The organism is Vibrio sp. J2-4 (assembly GCF_021728155.1).
Classification (GTDB): Bacteria; Pseudomonadota; Gammaproteobacteria; order Enterobacterales; family Vibrionaceae; genus Vibrio; species Vibrio diabolicus.
On the sequence record NZ_JAKKCN010000005.1, the window covers coordinates 380,092 to 398,729 of the forward strand.

The following is an 18,638-nucleotide window of genomic DNA, read 5'->3' on the forward strand; positions in this document are numbered from 1 at the left end:
ATTAGCGAGTAATGGGTAATGAGTGGTCTGCGCCCCATTCTGTCCATGACCCGTCATAGACCGATAAATCACGCCAACCTAACTGGTATGCTGCTAGCAGCAAAATACAGGCCGTTACACCTGAGCCACAACTGAAAATGATTGATTTATCATTATATAACGTTAGTGCACTAAATGCTTGTTTCAATTCCGAGTCTGCCTTTATAAAGCCATTACTCAATAATGTTTGGAAAGGGAGGCAAACAGAATTAGGAATATGACCAGAACGCAGTCCTTCTCTTGGCTCTGGTACCTCGCCTAAAAAACGTGCACGTGAGCGAGCGTCAACAATGTTTGCACTGCAATTGTTTGAGTACTCTAATATTGCATTTGCGTCCAAAAAAGCATGTTTATTTAATTTCCCGGTAAAGTTTCCAAGCTGCTTAGCTTCTGACAAGACATCCGTGACAGGCAGTCCAGCCTCAATCCAAGCCGGGAGGCCACCATTAAGCACTTTGACATTATCGTGTCCCATTGCCTTAAACATCCACCATGCGCGCGGAGAGGCGAGTGTTCCTGAGTTGTCATAAACAACAATAAGGTCTTCGTTGTTCAGGCCAAGTTTCTGAGCGCTGTTATTAAATCCTTCTTCTGTTGGCATCATATGAGGGAGATTGGTATCTGGCAGACAAAAGTCATTGTCGTAATCGAAACGCAATGAGCCTGGAATCCACTTATTGGTGATCTTTTTCCCTTCGGAAGGAATTTGAAAACGAATACTCGCGTCTAGAAGTTTTACATTTGGTTGGTCTAATAAAGCATGAAGTTCTTTGGCATCGATCAATGCTTGCATGGTTAAATCCTTCTGATTTGGGAAGTCCGCACAGTATCTTTACTCACAGCGAATGAATGAAAGGGATGAGTCAAAACTTGAGCGGGATGCTTGGTGGAATAACGCAATAGAGCCCACTGGACAAGATGCGGACACTGGAACCGTCACTCGTTGTTGCTCTATCTCAGGTGAATTAATAGTGAGGTACCGACGTTGACCATCAAGGGACTGAGTTAAAGTGTTGCTAATGACGGTGGCTGAAACCGTGTTCTCATCCGTCTGCTTAATGAGCAACAAGAGCACAAGTAGGGCAATGAAACCGCTGAAGATCAACATATAGGTTTTGGGATTATCCAATTTGCGCTCCATTGCTATTGTTTCAAGTAATCATTTTGTTTTACAACAAAAAAATCGCATGTTCAAAGAACGATGCGATTTTGTCTTAAAACCTGTGGCTTGCGCCAGTCCCGAGTATCAATGCTCACCAATAGAGCATCTTACATGCGCCATGTCGTATTTCCGGTTGAGACGACTTTTTGCAGAGGTTCTGAGCCATCGTAGAACCAAATTTCGATTAACAGGTTACCTTGGCTATCCGAGGTGGAGAAGTCTAAGTTAGCTTTCCCACTCGTCAGCGCAGCAGAAGCAACATTGCTCGAATATTTCGCTTGGTAGGTTCCAGACGCATCTTCACGGTACTCCTTATAAATGCTCAGATGTGCGCGCTGTAAAGAGTAACCACTAATATCTACCGCAAGTGAGCTTTCTAACCTTGGGTCATAATCGAACCCATCTGGTACGTCTAAATTTTGCATGCTTGGCTCTTCAACAATAACGGTAGTTTGAGCTGGAGGTGGAGTAGCGTTATCGTTGCTTTTGTCGCCACCGCCGCCACCGCAGGCTGTTAACGCTAATCCCATGATGATTGTGATTAAGTTTTTCATGATGCTTCTCCTATGGAATGTAACGTTTGTTTGCTTTAGGTTGGGTATGCCAGTTTGCTCCTTCTCGCCCACTAGACTCGGCGTAGGTGGCAAACTCTGGGTAAGCGTCAACTAAGTCAACTTTCTCTAGCGGCCAATTCCACTCTTCGACGATAAGCAATGCCCAAGGAAGATTGTTCGCTGTTTTGAAGTACACGCCTCGAGTCGGGTCACTTGCGTCTACGCCCACGCCATATAGGTTTGCGTCATCAAACTGCTCAGTTGGTGCTTGGTCTGGCAAATGTACTTCCCATTTTCTACCTGGTTGAAAGGTGATGCCATCGCCGTGATATGTATTGGGGGTGGCAAAGATAAATGGGTCATAAGGCATGGCCTGTAGCGCTGAGCGGTCGGAGCCTTCCTTAAAGTAGATGGTCAGTGTGAAAGACAACGCGACGTTATCATTACAACCCGTTTGGGTTCTAAAATACGCACATTGACTTTGCGCATACTGACTGAGGTCGTCACTGATAATAAAGATGGCTTCTTCTGATATCGCTTCTAGACCGTTGGTCGGTTGTTCTTTGCCATTAAACGTTAGCTTTGTTAAGCCGTTTTCAATGCTCGCTTTCGAAACGCCAGGTAGACGAATAGCAAAGCCATTTTTATAGTCAGCTCCATAGGCTGCCAGATCTCCACTAACTTGGATATTTTCCACCGTGCCGTCCATACGTGTTTCAGTCATACGGAACTTAATTACAACGTCATTCATGTCGTAGTCAGCGGTGTAAGGCCAGTTGTCTTCATACGCGACCGTTGCATAGGAATCTGCACTTGGGAAGTGCTGTACGGATACGCCGTTTTCAGTGATTGTGATTGGGTAATCTTCTACTTCACCTGATGTTGATCCGCCATCGAAGTTCAGACCAGTTTGTTGGCTAAAGCGGAATCGGCTCCAGCTAGGACCTGCGGTTGCCAGTTCAGAGACGACAAATGGAAGCGTATTGCTGCCTGCAGAGAGTAACTCATCAGTGAATACTTGCTCACCTTCGTCAGCAAAGTCACCATCTCGGTTCCAGTCAAACCAAGCTGACAAGTAGCCGGATGTCGATGCAGTTACGTTCACTAGTGAACTTAACCCTGGGTCGAGTGCGGTAACAAAGCCGACGCCATCTTCATCTGCTGTACCAACTTTGTTATCTCCAGACGGAGCCACTTGTCCATCGGCATCACCATCTGGCGCAATGGTGCCAAGCCAAGTTATACCATCAACAGCGTGGCGTGGTCCGTTAGAAGAGAGCAAGGTAGCGTAAGTGTCAGGTGCGTCACCAAAGTCAATTGGCTCGTCTTCGTCAATAACGGGAGCGTTCGCGCATCGGGCACCGTCATTTTGGCTGGAACTTGGACCGTTAGACACAAACTCTACAGCAGGAACAATGCCCGCAGCGATATTGGCGGCATTATTTTCTGATAAGTCGACGCGATAAATTTTGCCGTCCTGGTTACGCGATACGTAGTAGTTTCCGTTTACATCAAAGTAGCCTGCACCAAAGGTACCCGTTTCCCCTGTATTGCCGATCGCGGTTGCTTGGCCTGTTTTTGTATCGAATTTATACAATACGCCAGACCCATTATCGATACCATAGAGCGCACCGTCGCCAGGGTGGAACGCAAAATCGGTTAAACTCACGCTTGCATTTGATGTGATTTTATTCAGGGTTAAGGTAGCATTTGGGTCCGTATCTAACGGCGACAGATCAATGGAAAATAGCCCTTTACCTTTGCGATACAAGTAGTAGACGTGGTTGTACACGTCGCCGACAAAAAACGTATGGCTAGGAAGCCCTTGTACGTTGAGAGTTTCTGCTTGAAAGTCCTGGCCTAAACGTACGATTTTCAAGTTGGTTGTATCGTAACCATAGATGTATCGATCAGTGAAGTTGAAACCGACGCCGTTAATACCAGATGCTAAGCCCACATCGTCGGTCAGTAACTTGGTTGATCCGGTAACCAGATTAACGCCGTAAACTTGCACTGGGGTCGATTGGAATAAATATGCTTTGCTCGGACAAGTGTCGAATGGCGCTGCGCTTACGTATGCGCTTGCGAACAGAGATCCAAGTAATAGTGATGTCCTTTTCATGATTCGCCCTCTCATTGGTTTGTATGATATGCAATGAAAGGAATGTGCCAGTTTTTAAATTACTGTTTATAATGAATTTTATATCGGTAAGTTATTTGGTTCGAAATATGAATCTCAGAATAAGAAAAAGCTCAACGTTACGTTGAGCTTTTTGAGAATCTTCATTGATAAGCTGACAGCGTTACTTAGCCACAAACAGGGCAGGTCGGCATTTTCATCAAATTCATTTCCCGCCAGGACATGCTAAACGCATCGAGAATGAGGATCTTCCCTTTTTTGGGTTGGCCGTAATTTGCAATCACCTTGATGGTTTCCATCGCTTGTACAGCGCCAACAATACCCACAACAGGCGCCATGACGCCAGCTTCAACGCAACTTAATGCACTGCTGCCGAATAGCGCGCTCAAACACTGATAGCACGGTTGAGTTGGGTCGTCGTACGTAAACACACTCACTTGGCCTTCCATACGAATGGCTGCACCAGAAATAAGCGGTGTTTTTGTTGCAAAGCAGAGTCGGTTGAGTTGATTGCGAGTGTCGACGTTATCTGAAGCATCGACCACCACAGTGTGTTGTTCAATCAAAGCCTGAAGCTGAATGTCGTCAAGGCGTTTAGCAACGGTATTTACTTCGATATGAGGATTAAGTTCCCGCAACGCATCCGCCGCGGAGTCAACCTTTTTACGGCCAATATCGGCGTCGTGGTGCAATACTTGGCGTTGTAAATTGGAGAGTTCAACAATATCGTCATCGATAAACGTAATATTGCCAACACCAGCCGTGGCAAGGTATTGGCTAGAAGCGCAACCCAAACCGCCAGCACCCAAAATAAGCACCGAGCTTTGTTTGAGTGCTTCTTGCCCTTCGAAATCGAACTGACGAAGAATGATCTGGCGGTTATAGCGCAGCATCTCCTGATCGGAAAGAATATCCACGGTACGTTCCTAGTATAACGTTGAGTTAAACAGTTGGATTTGAACCGTTTCGCCAACTTCCACACGGCCACGCTCACGTTCCAACACAACAAAGCAGTTCGCCAAACTCATTGAGCGGAAGGCTCCTGAACTTTGGTTGCCAGTGGTTTCAACGACAAATTTACCGTTTTCTAGAGTATAGATACCGCGTTGGTAGTCTGTACGTCCCGGCGCTTTCTTAAATGCGGTTTTAGTCGTCGCAGGGATAGACTCAGGTGCTTTCCATTCAGTGTGGCCTGCCAATTTAGCCAACATTGGTTGAACAAGTACGTACATTGTTAGCACCGCAGATACAGGGTTACCTGGTAGCCCACAGAACCAAGCAGTACTTAACTTGCCAAATGCGAAAGGTTTACCCGGCTTGATTGCCAGTTTCCAGAAACCGATTTCGCCAAGTTCTTCAAGAATGTCTTTGGTGTAATCTGCTTCACCAACGCTGACACCGCCAGACGTTACAACCACATCCGCAAGCGTTTGTGCTTTTTCAAACGTTGCTTTTAGTGTTTCTGGGCAGTCAGGGATAATGCCAAGATCAATCGCTTCACAACCAAAGTTTTCGATCAGCGGCTTAATACCGTAACGATTACTGTCGTAGATTTGACCCGCCTTGAGTGGCTCACCCAATGGTTTAAGTTCATCACCTGTGGAGAAAAATGCCACCTTTGGCTTACGCACGACGGTGACATGGCTGACACCAAGAGAGGCAATCATTGGAATATCGCGCGGTGTCAGGCGCGCGCCTTTTGCCAATACAATATCGCCTTGCTTGATGTCGTCACCCGTAGGGCGGATGTTATTTTGCGGCTTCACATCCGTTTGGTTGAACTGAATACCAGCGTCGGTCACTTCCGTATTTTCTTGCATGATAACGGCATCACAGCCTTCCGGAATTTTCGCGCCAGTCATGATTCGAACACAAGTGCCTGCCGGCCATTCACCCTCAAAAGGCTGACCTGCGAAGGATTTACCTGCCAGAGGCAACACTGTAGACACTTCTAGGTCTTGAATACGAATGGCATAACCGTCCATCGCTGAATTGTCGAAAGGGGGCACGTGAATTGGCGATAAAATGTCTTCAGCCAGCACAAAACCCAGAGCGTCAGCAAGAGGAAGAGAAAGTGTCGTTTGGATAGGTTTGATTCGCGATAGCATCTTATCCATCGCTTCTTCAATTGGCATCAAGCCAGGTGCGTCGCAGCAGCCCATTGAGATAATCCTATGTTCTTTTGTTTTGTGGCAACTCTACCATAAAAGGGGACCGAGTAAGAATGTCCACCTATAAAATATGGGTGTAATTATTCAAAAATCCGAGTATCCTTGTCACCCATCCGAAAGGGGTAAAGTTCCTACGGAGCATGAGAAAATAGCTCAGTGTATTCTTGTTATGTGCCTTGGCGTTATAAACATCGGACTGAGCGACTTTAACGCTACGGGATGAAAACACGGCAATTGTATTTCACACCGAGAGTGGTAGTTACAAAAGAGGAAGTGGAATGTCAGGTCTTAGCGAGTCAGCAAAGTTAGTGAAAGAAGCGCTAGAGCAACGCGGGTTAGAAACACCAATGCGCCCTAATGCCGTTAGCCGTGAAGAGAAGAAGGAAAAGATTGAATACCACATGCGTGAGATTCTTGGTCTGCTTCAGCTCGACCTTACGGATGATAGCTTAGAGGAAACGCCACACCGCATTGCAAAAATGTACGTGGACGAGATTTTCTCTGGTTTGGATTACTCCAACTTCCCCAAGATCACAGTTATCGAAAACAAGATGAACGTGAGCGAAATGGTTCGCGTGAAAGACATTACTGTGACCAGTACGTGCGAACACCATCTTGTGACAATCGACGGAAAAGCCGCTGTTGCTTATATTCCTCGCGGTAAGATCATTGGCTTGTCTAAGATCAACCGTATTGTTCGTTTCTTTGCGCAACGCCCTCAAGTTCAAGAGCGTATGACCCAGCAAATCCTTGTTGCTTTGCAAACATTGCTTGAGTCTGACGATGTAGCGGTGACTATCGACGCGACGCATTACTGTGTGAAGTCACGCGGCGTGATGGATGCTACCAGTGAAACCACGACTACAGCGTTAGGTGGTATTTTTAAGAGCAACCCAGCGACCCGTGCTGAATTTCTGCATGGCCTGCGTTAATCAAATCGACAAATAAAATTGAGAGAGGATGGCGAGTTGCCATCCTTTTTTATATCTTTTATATCCAAATCATCGCCAAGTGAGTCGCAATAAATAGTAATTATGCAATTGTGTATTGACAGTCACATTCGTTGCTCTTAATATATGCGCCCAATGAACGGCTACAACTTGTAATCGTTTGTTTTAAAAAGAGATATTTCTCTAAGTTCAGCTGATCTCGGTCAGTTGTCTTTCTATTTTCTAATAATAGAAAGACAACAAATTTGGGACTCGGCATGACTACACAAAGCACTATCAGCACCTCCTCTATTTCAGCTCCAGTTACAGAAAGCAGTTGGCAAAAGAAAGCCATGCTCAGTGTCGCTTTTTTGATGGCGATAACCTCTGTGGGTCCCGGCTTTTTGACTCAAACCGCAGTCTTCACAAATATCTACAAAGTCGACATGGCATTTCCAGTTATGGCTTCCATTTTTATCACGTTTGGTATCGTGATGAACTTGTGGCGTATTGTCGGCGTTTCTGGCATGCGAATCCAAGACATTGCGAACAAAGTGGCACCCGGCATGGGTTATGGTGTTGGTATTCTCCTTGCGCTTGGTGCAGTGGCGTTTAACTTTGGCAACGTGAGTGGCGCAGCGTTAGGCATCAATGTGCTAACGGGCGTGGACACAACATGGGGCGCACTGTTTACCGGTGTCGTTGGCTGTTTGTTGTTTGTGGTTCATAACGCCTCCAAACGAATGGACCAAATGGCCCGCTACCTTGGCTTGTTCATGATTGTTCTGATCGCATACGTGGCTATGACGAGCTTACCTCCGATGGGAGAGACACTAAGTGCAGCGGTGATGCCTATGGATGTTGGTAGTTTGCTTCTGCCTACGTTGACTATCGTTGGCGGCGCAGTTGGCGGTTACTACACGGGTGCACAACGCCTAGTAGACATCGGCTTGAAAGGCAAAGAGAACGTGCCTTCCATCATCTCAACAGCGTGGGCGGGTATCTCTATTGCGGTGGTTATTCGCGTCCTACTGTTTTTAGCGGTGTTTGGCGTTATCGCGACAGGCGCAACGCTGGATACGGCTAACCCTGCGGCGGATGCTTTCCGTCAAGGTGCTGGCCAGCTTGGTTACTTCATCTTTGGCTTAGTACTGTTTGTAGCTTCCATCACGTCTGTGGTTGGCAACTCTTACATGGCTATATCATTAATTAAGACGCTTTTCCCAGTTGTGGCGCGAAACGAGAAAGCGTGGTGTGTTGGTTTCATTATCCTAACCTCGCTAGGCACGGTAACCATGGACATGCCAATTCTTCTTTTGATGCTAGCGGGCCTAGTGAACAGCATTATTCTTCCTATCGTTTTGGGCACTGTATTGGTTGCGACAAAGCGCAAAGATATTGTCGGTGACTACCAACACCCAATGTACTTAACGCTAACTGGAGCAGCGATTGTTATCGTAATGGCGGCATCGAGTTTGACTAACATTGGGAACTTCATGGCGAAGTTTGTGGGTTGATGTCTTATTGATGAGATGAACAGCGGCCTCAGATGAGGCCGTTTTTTATGCTTGTTTAGAGGGCGACTTAACGATTTCTGGCCAATACATTTTGACGTAACCTGCCGATACCCAAACCACCAACACAGTCGCAATGCTGAGCTCTAAAAAGCCAAAATCGTGTAGCCAGTGCCAATGTGGATGCGATTCGGCAAAAAAGGAGGTTAAGCGGTGCATCGCAATGGCACTGATCACGGAAGGAAAGGTTACCGCCGCGATAGAAGGTTGAAACTTCAATCGAAGTAAGCGGAAGTAACACAGGTAGATCAATAACGTCATTGTGATAGCAATCCCTGCTAATGCGCCAGTCAGTATCGGATCGGGCAGGGGAAAGTTCACCAAGTATGCCGCCAATGACAAGTTTACCGGTGCGGCCATAATTGCGAGGGTCGGCCTGGCTCGTCTCGGTAGAGATCCGAAAAACACCAAACGATAGAGCACCAGCGGTAACATAAAGAAATAAATGCCAATGCACATCATCGCTAAGGTTTCAGAGAATAGGTTGTGACCCAATTGGGAGCCTGCTAATGAGCTGCTGATCAGTCCCACTGGATAGAGAAACCAGCTAGGTACAATATTCGACATTTTGAAGTTCATTAGCTGAAAGCTAAAAAACAGTACCATCATAGTAAAATGCAGCAAAAGTGCCATAAACCAGAGTGGATAAGCAATGATTGGCGCTACAGAAGCAAGATAATCTGCAAGGATCAGTAACGCCATACTCATGGGGGCCATTAAGCTACCGCTCAATGGGTGACGAATGTCGACCATAAATAATCGTGGATTCGTAGCATATTTTATCAGCACAGGGGCGAGTAAAAGCGCGCCGAGTGACGCTAAAAATGGGCGTATTGGTTCACCAATTTCAGGGACATAGAGTGCCCAAGCTTGTCCTAAACCTATCATACCTAGCGCTAACGCGGCTTGAGACGGCGGAACGCTATAAAACTGCACAAGTCTTCTCCAGTTCAAATCTACTCCATTTGATTTTTGCCTGAATGAAACGAAACGTGATGATTTGGATGAAATGCTCTATTTGAGTAGCGAATACTAGCAAGTTTAGAGAGTGCTTACTCATGAAAGGTGGTGAGGAAATATCAAAGAATGGTGTTTTTGTGAGTTTGGTATCGAATATTTTGGAAAAGATGTAAAAATGTAGAGTTTATCGCTCCAAACCCTTCGATAGTTTGGAGCGAAATAATAACAAAGCGAGAATTATGTCGATTGGTTTTCAGGAAGATCCTGCTGACGTAACTTATCGTTTTTGATTGTACGATGTAGCAACTGGCTGTAAATCGGTTGTCCGCCAAACAACTGAGCAATAATCACGGCACCTAAACAAGTAATGATAAGTGGTAGAATTAAGTAGTAGTTATTGGTCATTTCAATCACCAACAAAATGCCCGTGATCGGTGCGCGTACCGTTGCAGCAAACAGGGCCCCCATGCCCGCAATAGCAAATACGCCAGGTTCGATATCAAGCGTAGGAAGCAACACATCAGCACTCGCTCCGAATGCATAGCCAAACAAGGTCCCCAGAGCAAGCATCGGTGCAAAGATACCGCCCGGCGCACCAGAGCCAAAGCATAGCAACGTCGTGATGACGCGACCAAAGAAAAGCAGAACTAAAACGGATACCGAGTAGTTGCCATTGGTAATATCAGGAATAAGGCCGATGCCACCGCCAGTTAGCTGTGGCACGTATAAGAGAAGCAGACCAAAAATGCCACCAAGTAGTGAACCCACGATTAAATAGCGTTTACGATCATTTTTGTGAATTGCGACAAAACTGTCTTGTGCCACGGTAATCAATTTATTGAAGATCACTCCGAATACGCCAAACAATGCGCCAAGCAATAAAAATAACCAAAGGGACTGAAGCTCTGGAGAGTGATATTGCGGCATTGTGATGACAGCGTCTTGCCCGTTGATGGCACGAAACACAATATTGGCCATAATAGCAGAGATGATCACCGCGCGAATTGAGATCAGAGAATAGCGAAATTGAGGTCGCATTTCCTCCACAACGAACATAATGCCAGCGAGTGGGGCATTAAAGGCGGCAGCCAAACCACCAGCGGCACCTGAAGCGAGTAGGGAATGACGAGTATCATCATCTTTCACACGGAAAATATCGGTCACCATTCGACCAACTGCGCCGCCCATTTGAACTGTCGGACCTTCGCGACCAAGTACCATACCAGAACCAAGTGCACCCATGCCGCCGAAGAATTTAACAGGTAGAACTCGCCACCAACGCACTGGACGAATGTTGTCCATCGCGCCTTCTATTTCTGGGATGCCAGATCCCGCAGCCTCGGGAGCAAAGCGGTGAACAAGAAAGTAACCAACAAAAGCAAGCAGAGCACTGATCAGTACAGCAGCAAGCCAAAGAGGAAGTACGCTACCGATTTCGCTTCTTAGCCATTCGGTACGGGTTTCAGAAACAAAATGAACCGCAAGTTCGAAGTAAGTGCCGACAAAACCAGCTAGTGTGCCAACGATTGCGGCCATAATCAGAACAGAAAATGGTGTGGACCCTCGAGAGACAAACTGGTTAATCGCATCTTTCGGTACGTGCGCTAACACAGATTTCACAATTCTCTCTCGTTTGGTCATTAACAAGTTCTCCTGTTGCTGGTGGAAGGGACGCGAGAAAGTATACGCTTCGCAGAGTCTAGACCTAATCAATAAAGATGCAATTTAGCTTTTCACTATTGAGTGTTCGAAGTGTCGCGATATCATTCATTCACCAAGACTGTGCTATTGCTCTCATAGTTTGGGATAAAAAACTTGTTTTTTGAGCAAAATGAACCATGCTTTAGGTGTAAAGCAACATGACTGCTTCAGAAGGAGGGATGTGAGGTTTTACACACAATTTGGATGGATTCAAACCCTACGGTAAGTCCTCGTTTTATGTTCGGGATGCATCAATAGACATCTCCGATTCGCACACTCACGATTGAGTAACGAGGTAGAGGCGCACGCAAATGTGCGCCTTCTTAATTTCTGCTCTACAACTTTCCGCACTACCTGCCACTATTTTTATCTTGAACAATTTCTACTAGTCGGTAATGTCTGGGTTCGATATTAATCAACCAGAGTAATTCATGCGCTTTTATCCTCGAGTCCTGTTTTCTTTATGTTGTTTTTCGGTAACGTTTCCAGCATTTTCGACGCCGAGTTGGTGGCAGGACACGTTGTCTTCAATGCCGTACTCCAATTTAAAAGAGCGTATAGAGACAAGGGGAAGCTGGTATCGCTGTGACGTGCAGCAGCAAGATGTTTCAACGTATATCAGCACATTTTGTTTGGACGATTTTTCGTACTATCAGCAGCATCTGTATGGTGAAGTTGTTTTGGGAAAGGACAGTGCTCAGTTCTCTTTTTTGACCGAATATCAATGGCAAAGTCTCAATGACTTAATCCTCAATTTAAGAAAAGACGGATTAGTTTTACGCAACATAACTATCGGACAAGAACACTATGACGTCGTTGAAGCGCTGGAAAAGAAATCTTCTGAGCTTGTCGATAAAGAAGTTATCTTGTTGATAAACCGCTATCCGCAAGAAACGATTCGAAGCTTATTTTGGGTAAAACCGGACGAGTTTTCGTCGCCATCACCGTCTTTAAATGTGGAATTGCACAGCGATGGCGAAATTATCGATGTTAAAGTGACTCGTTTTTAGATTCTTTATGGAGAGATAGGAAGGTCGCCATCGCAGACTCGTCTAAAAATCCATCCGATTTTTTGTGCGCACGCAGGTATTGATAGCCAGCGATGAGCTTACGGTGCTGTTCTTCTGCCTCATCTGGCAACGGCTGATTCATAACGTGTTGAAATGCAAGTTTGTACGCATCCATATCTACGACTTCAGCGCGGCGATATAAATAACCACATCCGGTCGCTAACCATTCAAGAGAGCAGTTGGCTCGCATCGCAATTTGATTTGCTTTCGTTAGGCTCGGTTCACTGCCTTTTAAATATTTGCGTATTAAAGCTTCAGACACATCAACGCGTCGTGCAAATCCGCTGATGCTTTCTTCTCCGATCAAGGTGGCTAGGCGTTGGGCAAAAGACATATTTCGTACTCCAGTTCGAATTGCCAAAGTTTACCCGTTGAGCCGATGTGAAAACAAGACTACGATGAATGCAGATCAATTGAAGGAGAAAAACCATGGTTGCAAAAGTTGTGACTGCACCAAAAGGCCCTGAGTTCTCAGAGCTGGTCCAAGGATATTGGCGTGCAGTTGATTGGGGCATGACTGCTCAAGAGCGTTTGTCATTCCTCAAGCAACATATTGAGTTAGGCATTACCACGGTCGATCACGCAGACATATACGGTAATTACGAGTGTGAGAAATTGTTTGGTGAAGCACTTACTCTCGATAAGAGTGTGCGAGAGCAGATTCAGATCGTCACAAAGTGTGATATCAACCTGTGCGGAGATAAAACACCAGAGCGTAAGATCAATCACTATGATACGAGTTCCGCTCACATCTACCAATCGGTGAATAACTCGCTTGAACGTTTGAATGTGGACGAAATCGATGTGCTTTTAATCCATCGCCCTGACGTGTTAATGGATGCCGATGAAGTGGCTGAAGCATTCTCAGAGTTACACAAAGTGGGTAAAGTGAAGCACTTTGGTGTATCTAACTTTACTCCACGTCAGTTTGAGCTGTTGCAATCTCGTTTAGGTAAGCCTCTTGTGACTAACCAAGTGGAAATCAACCCGCTTAATTTTGAAGTTGCACATGATGGAACGCTTGATCAAATGCAAATGCTGCGTACGCGCCCAATGGCTTGGTCTTGCCTCGGTGGTGGCTCAATCTTCAGTGGTGACAGTGAGCAAGCCGTTCGTGTTCGCAACGAATTAGAAGCGATTCGAGAAGAAGTGGGCGCGACTAGCATTGACCAAGTGATTTACGCTTGGGTACGCCGTTTGCCATCTAACCCAATTCCAATCATTGGCTCTGGTAAGATTGAGCGTGTGCAAACGGCAGTAAATGCGCTGAATATCGAATTGACTCGTGAACAATGGTATCGCGTATGGGTGGCTTCTAAAGGTCACGGTGTGCCATAGAAGTGACACTTTATTGATGAATACATTATTCAAGGCACCCTATGAAAGGGTGCTTTTTTATTGCTACGCGATACCGATTTACCCAGTACTCATACTGAGCAGATAGAGTGGGAGTAAAAACGGATTTTTAATTTAAAATGCAACTTTGTGCTTATTTTTAATGGAGGCGTTTTATCCATGTTTGTTTCATGTCACTAAACAGCGAATGGGATGTTTGCTTTTTCGCCATTTTGTTCACTCATCTATTCATATTGCGTATGCTTATTGAATAAAAAAGAAATAAAAACTCGTCAGTTTTCTCGTATTACATGCTGTAACAATCTGTTAGACTCCGGCGCAGATTGTGGAATATAAAAAGGTGATTGAATGTCTTTTCCCGTACTCATCTGTGATGATTCAGCGTTAGCACGCAAACAGATGGCGAGATCACTACCAGCCACATTGAATGCCGATATTACGTTTGCTATCCACGGAAAAAATGCGCTAGAAGAACTCGAAAAGAATGAGTTTAAATTGATGTTTCTTGATTTGACCATGCCAGAAATGGATGGCTTTGAAACACTAGAAAACATGCAGCGGTTAGGGAATAAAACTCCCGTGGTTGTGGTGTCGGGGGATATCCAACCTAAAGCGAAAGAACGTGTGTTCGCACTGGGTGCAAAAGCGTTTATTCAAAAACCGATCGCCAAAGATGAACTCAAGAATGCGCTTAAAGAGTTGGTTGAGCCAGAGCCTCGTCCTCAAATTATCACGCCTGTTTCTATTGAGTTACCGATTTTACGTCGTCGCGATATTTACATGGAAGTGGCGAACGTCTCTATTGGTCGAGCCGCAGATGCATTGGCGCGTCACTTTGATGTGTTTGTGCAGTTACCGCTTCCGAACGTTAATATCTTCGAAGTGAGTGAACTACACATGGCTCTCCGTGACTTAGCGTCGCATGACAACGTATCGGGCGTTTGTCAGGGCTTTTGTGGCGAAGGTATTGCGGGTGAAGCTCTGGTGATTTTGAGCGATTCGAGCGTCTCGGATCTCAAGAAGTTGATGAAAGTGCCGGCAGACAGCGACGAACTGGAAGAGCTTGAGCTGCTCATGGATATTTCCAATATCTTGGTGGGGTCATTCTTAAATGGCTTAGGCGAACAATCTGAAGTGCGATTCTTCCAAAGCCCTCCAGTGCTTCTTGGTCAGCATATATCAATTGATTCGATCATTGAGTCTACGACGGGCGCATTCAGCCGCACCATGACATTCGAGGTGAGCTACAACATTGAGGGAACGTCAATCCGTTGTGATTTATTGTTTATGTTCGTCGATGAATCTTTGCCGCTGCTCGATAACAAACTGTCATATCTAATGGAGGAGTTCTAATGTTGAATATGCCAGCAGAGTTTGAACAATTCCATTGGATGGTCGACATGGTACAAAACGTCGACATGGGGCTCGTCGTCATTGACCGAGATTATAATGTGCAAGTGTGGAATGGGTTTATGACTCATCACAGTGGTTTGCAATCTCATGATGCAATTGGTCGTTCTATCTTTGATATTTTCCCTGAAATCCCGCAGGAATGGTTTAAGTTAAAAACAAAGCCAGTGTATGATTTAGGTTGTCGCAGCTTTATTACGTGGCGCCAGCGTCCTTACTTGTTCCGCTGCCGTAACGTACGTCCTGTTACTCAGCAAGCGGAGTTTATGTACCAGAACGTTACGCTGAACCCCATGCGTACCCCGACTGGGAAAATCAATTCGTTGTTTTTATCTATACAAGACGCGACGGCTGAAGCATTGATGTCTCAGAGTCAGTAGCGATAAAAAACTTTCTCAAAAGCCAAGGTTCGCCTTGGCTTTTTTGTATACTTATAATTGTGTTTCCTAATGCGCAGAACGTGAAGATGGACTTTAATCTCGCCCTAAAACTCTACACCGCAGAACAAGTAAAAAACGGTGAAACGCTGGCAGCGCAAATGGCTGGTGTTTCTATGTATAGCCTAATGCAACGCGCAGGTATGGCTGTGTATGAGCGTTTTTTACACTTATATCCCAAATCAAAAAATATCTTAGTCATTTGTGGCAAAGGGAATAATGGTGGTGACGGATACGTATTTGCCTCGCTTGCTAAACAAGCGCAACTCAATGTACAGGTTTTCCAACTTGGTGATGTGACTGCGCTCAAAGGTGATGCTTTACGCGCATATCAAGATTGGCAGTCCATCGATGGTGTTAACAATGATTGGGATGAGTGGAATACCGCATTGCTAGAAGCCGATGTGATCATTGATTCCATGTTAGGCACTGGTTTAAGTGGTGAGGTTCGTTCGGAGTACCGTCGCTACATTGAGCAAATCAATCAAATTCACACCCCAGTGATTGCAGTCGATATTCCTTCCGGGTTGTGTGCAAATACAGGTGCTATTTTAGGCGATGCCATTCATGCTGAGCATACTGTAACCTTCATTGGTGTTAAGCAAGGCTTGTGCACCGGACAAGCGAGAGATCGAGTTGGTGAACTCCACTTTTGTGGATTGGGTGTAAATATTGAGTTTGATTCTATCGAAGTAGAAAGTGCACTAGGTATTGATCATCAGGTTGTGTCAAGGTTAATGCCCAAGCCAAACCCTACAGCACACAAAGGTGACAATGGCAAACTACTTTGTGTCGGTGGTAACCAAGGTATGTCAGGAGCGATTCGTTTATGTTCCTCCGCAGCGGTTAGAACCGGAGTGGGTTTAACTGCCGCAATTACTCACCCGAGTAGCCTTATTCCACTACAGATTGGCTGCCCAGAAGTAATGAGCCAAAGCATCACCGCCGACTTACTCAGGGATACTGAGAACGACTTAACCAAACGCATTCGCTGGGCTGAAGTATTGGTGTTTGGTCCAGGTTTTGGTGATGATGAGTGGGCTTATCAAGCCTATCAATATCTGGCTCAAGAACAGAAACCTAAAGTTGTTGATGCTGATGGGCTCAATATTCTAGCGATGCTAAGCCAACGATGTGATGGCACTTTGGTGTGCGACAACCAGCGAGTGATCACGCCGCATCCTGGAGAGGCAGCTCGACTATTAAATGTGACCACTCAACAAATAGAAAGTGACCGATATTCTGCTGCAAGACAGCTGCAAGAGCGTTATGGCGGTGTGGTGGTTTTAAAAGGTGCGGGAACGCTTATTTACGATGGAACGAGAATGTACGTCTGCCTAGCGGGCAACGCAGGAATGGCGACGGGCGGAATGGGAGATGTGCTATCAGGTGTTATTGGTGCATTGCTAGCTAAAGGGTTACCCATTTCCATCGCGGCACGTTTAGGTGTGGTACTCCACAGTCATGCTGCCGATATAAACGTGAGTCAGCATGGTCAAGTTGGTCTTTTGGCAAGTGATGTTATAGGCACACTTCGTACCGCTATTACTCAACAAATCGATAGGACGTAGCTAGATCTCGCCCATCACTACGAAAAAATGATCGATTTTTTTGGAGTACTTTTTCCGAATTAGCAGCACATCTTAGTATTAGGTGATTGAGTTTTAGGCAGATTTGAGAGGTGATGCGTTTTCATTTTAAAGGTATGACGCAAAGGTTTGCGCAATAGGTTAACTTAAACGTTTTCTTAAGTTGTTGATAATTATAAATAATGAGAAAAAATAACGACTTGAGGAGTGTTTTTGATATGCGATTATCCAGATGGTATCACAAAAAAAATTCAAATATCAGACTTGTAGGAAATAAATCACAGCCTATAATGCTGAAAACCGGAGCGTCTGCCAACGCTCCGGTTTTTTTGTGTCCGAAGAACAGTGAACTCGTCTGCCAACGCTCCGGTTTTTTTGTGTCCGAAGAACAGTGAACTCGTCTGCCAACGAAATCACTACGCACTCTGAAATGACACATATACATATGAATCAAGGAATTACACAATGCGTATCGAACAAGAACTTAAGTTAGGTTTTAAAGATGTACTGTTTCGCCCGAAACGTTCTACCCTTAAGAGCCGTTCTCAAGTAAATTTAACCCGCGATTTTACATTCAAGCATAGTGGTCGTCAATGGTCTGGTGTGCCTGTAATCGCAGCAAACATGGATTCGGTTGGTAGCTTTGCAATGGCTAAAGCGCTAGCTGAGCATGGTGTAATGACTGCTGTTCACAAACATTACACGGTAGAAGATTGGGCTGAGTTTGCTAAATCAGCTGATAAAGCAACCCTGAATAACGTAATGGTGTCTACGGGAACATCTGACGCAGACTTCCAAAAAACCAAAGATATTATGGCGCTTTCAGATGAATTTATTTTCATCTGTATCGATATTGCAAATGGTTACTCAGAGCATTTAGTCGAGTATGTTGAACGCGTGCGAGCAGAGTTCCCAGACAAGGTGATTTCTGCGGGTAACGTGGTTACTGGTGATATGTGTGAAGAGTTGATCCTCGCTGGTGCAGACATCGTGAAAGTAGGCATTGGCCCTGGCTCAGTTTGTACAACTCGTGTAAAAACGGGTGTTGGTTACCCGCAGCTTTCTGCAATCATCGAGTGTGGCGATGCAGCGCACGGCCTTGGTGGCATGATCATCGCTGACGGTGGTTGCTCATGCGCAGGTGATGTATCCAAAGCATTCGGCGGCGGTGCGGACTTTGTTATGCTAGGCGGCATGTTAGCGGGCCACGAAGAGTCAGGCGGCGAAGTTATCGAGAAAGACGGCGAGAAGTTCATGAAATTCTACGGCATGTCTTCTAAGAGCGCGATGGAGAAGCACTCAGGTGGTGTTGCTGGCTACCGTGCGGCCGAAGGTAAAACCGTATTATTGCCATACCGTGGTAGCGTTCACGGCACTATTCAAGACATCCTTGGCGGCGTTCGCTCAACTTGTACATACGTGGGTGCAGCAAAGCTTAAAGAGCTAACCAAGCGTACTACATTCATCCGTGTTCAAGAACAAGAGAACAACGTGTTCGGTAAAGAGTAAATCGACTGAATGTAACAAGTGTAAAAGCAACCATACG

The 18,638-nt window shown here is 45.6% G+C and carries 17 protein-coding genes; 8 read left to right on the forward strand and 9 right to left on the reverse strand.

Annotation, left to right across the window (positions count from 1 at the left end):
• Position 1: 1 nt before the first annotated feature.
• The 6 genes from L3V32_RS19030 to moeA all read right to left on the reverse strand — a co-directional run bounded on the left by L3V32_RS19030 (position 2) and on the right by moeA (position 6,057).
• A complete protein-coding gene (locus L3V32_RS19030; RefSeq protein WP_176319213.1) occupies positions 2-832 on the reverse strand; it encodes a sulfurtransferase in 831 nt (276 codons plus the stop codon).
• A gap of 39 nt (positions 833-871) precedes the next feature.
• Positions 872-1,168 carry a hypothetical protein gene (locus L3V32_RS19035; protein WP_237284916.1) on the reverse strand — a complete coding sequence of 99 codons (297 nt, stop codon included), beginning with the start codon at positions 1,166-1,168 and terminating at the stop codon, positions 872-874.
• A gap of 140 nt (positions 1,169-1,308) precedes the next feature.
• Entirely contained in the window at positions 1,309-1,755 is a 447-nt protein-coding gene (locus L3V32_RS19040; RefSeq protein ID WP_164665480.1) for a hypothetical protein, read from the reverse strand.
• 10 nt (positions 1,756-1,765) lie between these two features.
• Positions 1,766-3,877, reverse strand: a complete 2,112-nt coding sequence (locus tag L3V32_RS19045) for an LruC domain-containing protein (RefSeq protein ID WP_237284917.1) — start codon at positions 3,875-3,877, stop codon at positions 1,766-1,768.
• 185 nt (positions 3,878-4,062) lie between these two features.
• Positions 4,063-4,812 (reverse strand): molybdopterin-synthase adenylyltransferase MoeB, encoded by a 750-nt coding sequence (gene moeB, locus L3V32_RS19050; RefSeq protein ID WP_006741129.1) that lies wholly within the window; start codon positions 4,810-4,812, stop codon positions 4,063-4,065.
• Positions 4,813-4,821: 9 nt separating this feature from the next.
• A complete protein-coding gene (moeA, locus tag L3V32_RS19055; protein ID WP_006741128.1) occupies positions 4,822-6,057 on the reverse strand; it encodes a molybdopterin molybdotransferase MoeA in 1,236 nt (411 codons plus the stop codon).
• A 287-nt stretch (positions 6,058-6,344) separates the two neighbouring features.
• Here moeA and folE point away from each other — a divergent pair, with 287 nt between their 5' ends.
• Together folE and L3V32_RS19065 are read left to right on the forward strand one after the other, a co-directional pair.
• Positions 6,345-6,998 carry a GTP cyclohydrolase I FolE gene (gene folE / locus L3V32_RS19060; protein WP_006741127.1) on the forward strand — a complete coding sequence of 218 codons (654 nt, stop codon included), beginning with the start codon at positions 6,345-6,347 and terminating at the stop codon, positions 6,996-6,998.
• A gap of 275 nt (positions 6,999-7,273) precedes the next feature.
• Complete coding sequence (locus L3V32_RS19065) at positions 7,274-8,512, forward strand: NRAMP family divalent metal transporter (protein WP_237284918.1); 1,239 nt, start codon at positions 7,274-7,276, stop codon at positions 8,510-8,512.
• Between the two features lie 45 nt (positions 8,513-8,557).
• Here the strand turns inward: L3V32_RS19065 and L3V32_RS19070 are convergent, their stop codons facing one another.
• Positions 8,558-9,505, reverse strand: a complete 948-nt coding sequence (locus L3V32_RS19070) for a TDT family transporter (protein ID WP_074190502.1) — start codon at positions 9,503-9,505, stop codon at positions 8,558-8,560.
• Between the two features lie 261 nt (positions 9,506-9,766).
• The gene (gene clcA / locus L3V32_RS19075) at positions 9,767-11,170 is read right to left on the reverse strand and encodes a H(+)/Cl(-) exchange transporter ClcA (RefSeq protein ID WP_005396086.1); all 1,404 of its coding nucleotides are present in this window, start codon (positions 11,168-11,170) and stop codon (positions 9,767-9,769) included.
• Positions 11,171-11,661: 491 nt separating this feature from the next.
• Between clcA and L3V32_RS19080 the strand changes: the two genes are divergently transcribed.
• Complete coding sequence (locus L3V32_RS19080) at positions 11,662-12,240, forward strand: hypothetical protein (RefSeq protein ID WP_171058475.1); 579 nt, start codon at positions 11,662-11,664, stop codon at positions 12,238-12,240.
• Here L3V32_RS19080 and L3V32_RS19085 read toward each other — a convergent pair.
• Positions 12,221-12,634 carry a helix-turn-helix transcriptional regulator gene (locus L3V32_RS19085; protein ID WP_005396084.1) on the reverse strand — a complete coding sequence of 138 codons (414 nt, stop codon included), beginning with the start codon at positions 12,632-12,634 and terminating at the stop codon, positions 12,221-12,223. The genes L3V32_RS19080 and L3V32_RS19085 overlap by 20 nt on opposite strands.
• A gap of 95 nt (positions 12,635-12,729) precedes the next feature.
• Here L3V32_RS19085 and L3V32_RS19090 point away from each other — a divergent pair, with 95 nt between their 5' ends.
• The 5 genes from L3V32_RS19090 (at position 12,730) to L3V32_RS19110 (ending at position 18,601) form a co-directional block, all read left to right on the forward strand.
• Positions 12,730-13,638, forward strand: coding sequence for an aldo/keto reductase family oxidoreductase (locus tag L3V32_RS19090; protein WP_237284919.1), 909 nt, complete (start codon positions 12,730-12,732; stop codon positions 13,636-13,638).
• Between the two features lie 366 nt (positions 13,639-14,004).
• Positions 14,005-15,009 carry a response regulator gene (locus L3V32_RS19095; RefSeq protein WP_005396082.1) on the forward strand — a complete coding sequence of 335 codons (1,005 nt, stop codon included), beginning with the start codon at positions 14,005-14,007 and terminating at the stop codon, positions 15,007-15,009.
• Positions 15,009-15,446 carry a PAS domain-containing protein gene (locus L3V32_RS19100; protein ID WP_005396081.1) on the forward strand — a complete coding sequence of 146 codons (438 nt, stop codon included), beginning with the start codon at positions 15,009-15,011 and terminating at the stop codon, positions 15,444-15,446. The genes L3V32_RS19095 and L3V32_RS19100 overlap by 1 nt, the downstream gene beginning before the upstream one ends.
• An 86-nt stretch (positions 15,447-15,532) precedes the next feature.
• The gene (locus L3V32_RS19105; protein WP_237284920.1) at positions 15,533-17,074 is read left to right on the forward strand and encodes an NAD(P)H-hydrate dehydratase; all 1,542 of its coding nucleotides are present in this window, start codon (positions 15,533-15,535) and stop codon (positions 17,072-17,074) included.
• Between the two features lie 483 nt (positions 17,075-17,557).
• Positions 17,558-18,601 carry a GMP reductase gene (locus L3V32_RS19110; RefSeq protein ID WP_237284921.1) on the forward strand — a complete coding sequence of 348 codons (1,044 nt, stop codon included), beginning with the start codon at positions 17,558-17,560 and terminating at the stop codon, positions 18,599-18,601.
• Positions 18,602-18,638 lie beyond the last annotated feature (37 nt).

What these genes read in the sequence shown, in the direction of transcription:
- L3V32_RS19030 (WP_176319213.1), bottom strand. Translation starts at nt 832, where the DNA reads ATGCAAGCATTGATCGATGCCAAAGAACTTCATGCTTTATTAGACCAA.
- L3V32_RS19040 (WP_164665480.1), bottom strand. Translation starts at nt 1,755, where the DNA reads ATGAAAAACTTAATCACAATCATCATGGGATTAGCGTTAACAGCCTGC.
- L3V32_RS19045 (WP_237284917.1), bottom strand. Translation starts at nt 3,877, where the DNA reads ATGAAAAGGACATCACTATTACTTGGATCTCTGTTCGCAAGCGCATAC.
- moeA (WP_006741128.1), bottom strand. Translation starts at nt 6,057, where the DNA reads ATGGGCTGCTGCGACGCACCTGGCTTGATGCCAATTGAAGAAGCGATG.
- folE (WP_006741127.1), top strand. Translation starts at nt 6,345, where the DNA reads ATGTCAGGTCTTAGCGAGTCAGCAAAGTTAGTGAAAGAAGCGCTAGAG.
- L3V32_RS19065 (WP_237284918.1), top strand. Translation starts at nt 7,274, where the DNA reads ATGACTACACAAAGCACTATCAGCACCTCCTCTATTTCAGCTCCAGTT.
- clcA (WP_005396086.1), bottom strand. Translation starts at nt 11,170, where the DNA reads ATGACCAAACGAGAGAGAATTGTGAAATCTGTGTTAGCGCACGTACCG.
- L3V32_RS19080 (WP_171058475.1), top strand. Translation starts at nt 11,662, where the DNA reads ATGCGCTTTTATCCTCGAGTCCTGTTTTCTTTATGTTGTTTTTCGGTA.
- L3V32_RS19085 (WP_005396084.1), bottom strand. Translation starts at nt 12,634, where the DNA reads ATGTCTTTTGCCCAACGCCTAGCCACCTTGATCGGAGAAGAAAGCATC.
- L3V32_RS19090 (WP_237284919.1), top strand. Translation starts at nt 12,730, where the DNA reads ATGGTTGCAAAAGTTGTGACTGCACCAAAAGGCCCTGAGTTCTCAGAG.
- L3V32_RS19095 (WP_005396082.1), top strand. Translation starts at nt 14,005, where the DNA reads ATGTCTTTTCCCGTACTCATCTGTGATGATTCAGCGTTAGCACGCAAA.
- L3V32_RS19100 (WP_005396081.1), top strand. Translation starts at nt 15,009, where the DNA reads ATGTTGAATATGCCAGCAGAGTTTGAACAATTCCATTGGATGGTCGAC.
- L3V32_RS19105 (WP_237284920.1), top strand. Translation starts at nt 15,533, where the DNA reads ATGGACTTTAATCTCGCCCTAAAACTCTACACCGCAGAACAAGTAAAA.
- L3V32_RS19110 (WP_237284921.1), top strand. Translation starts at nt 17,558, where the DNA reads ATGCGTATCGAACAAGAACTTAAGTTAGGTTTTAAAGATGTACTGTTT.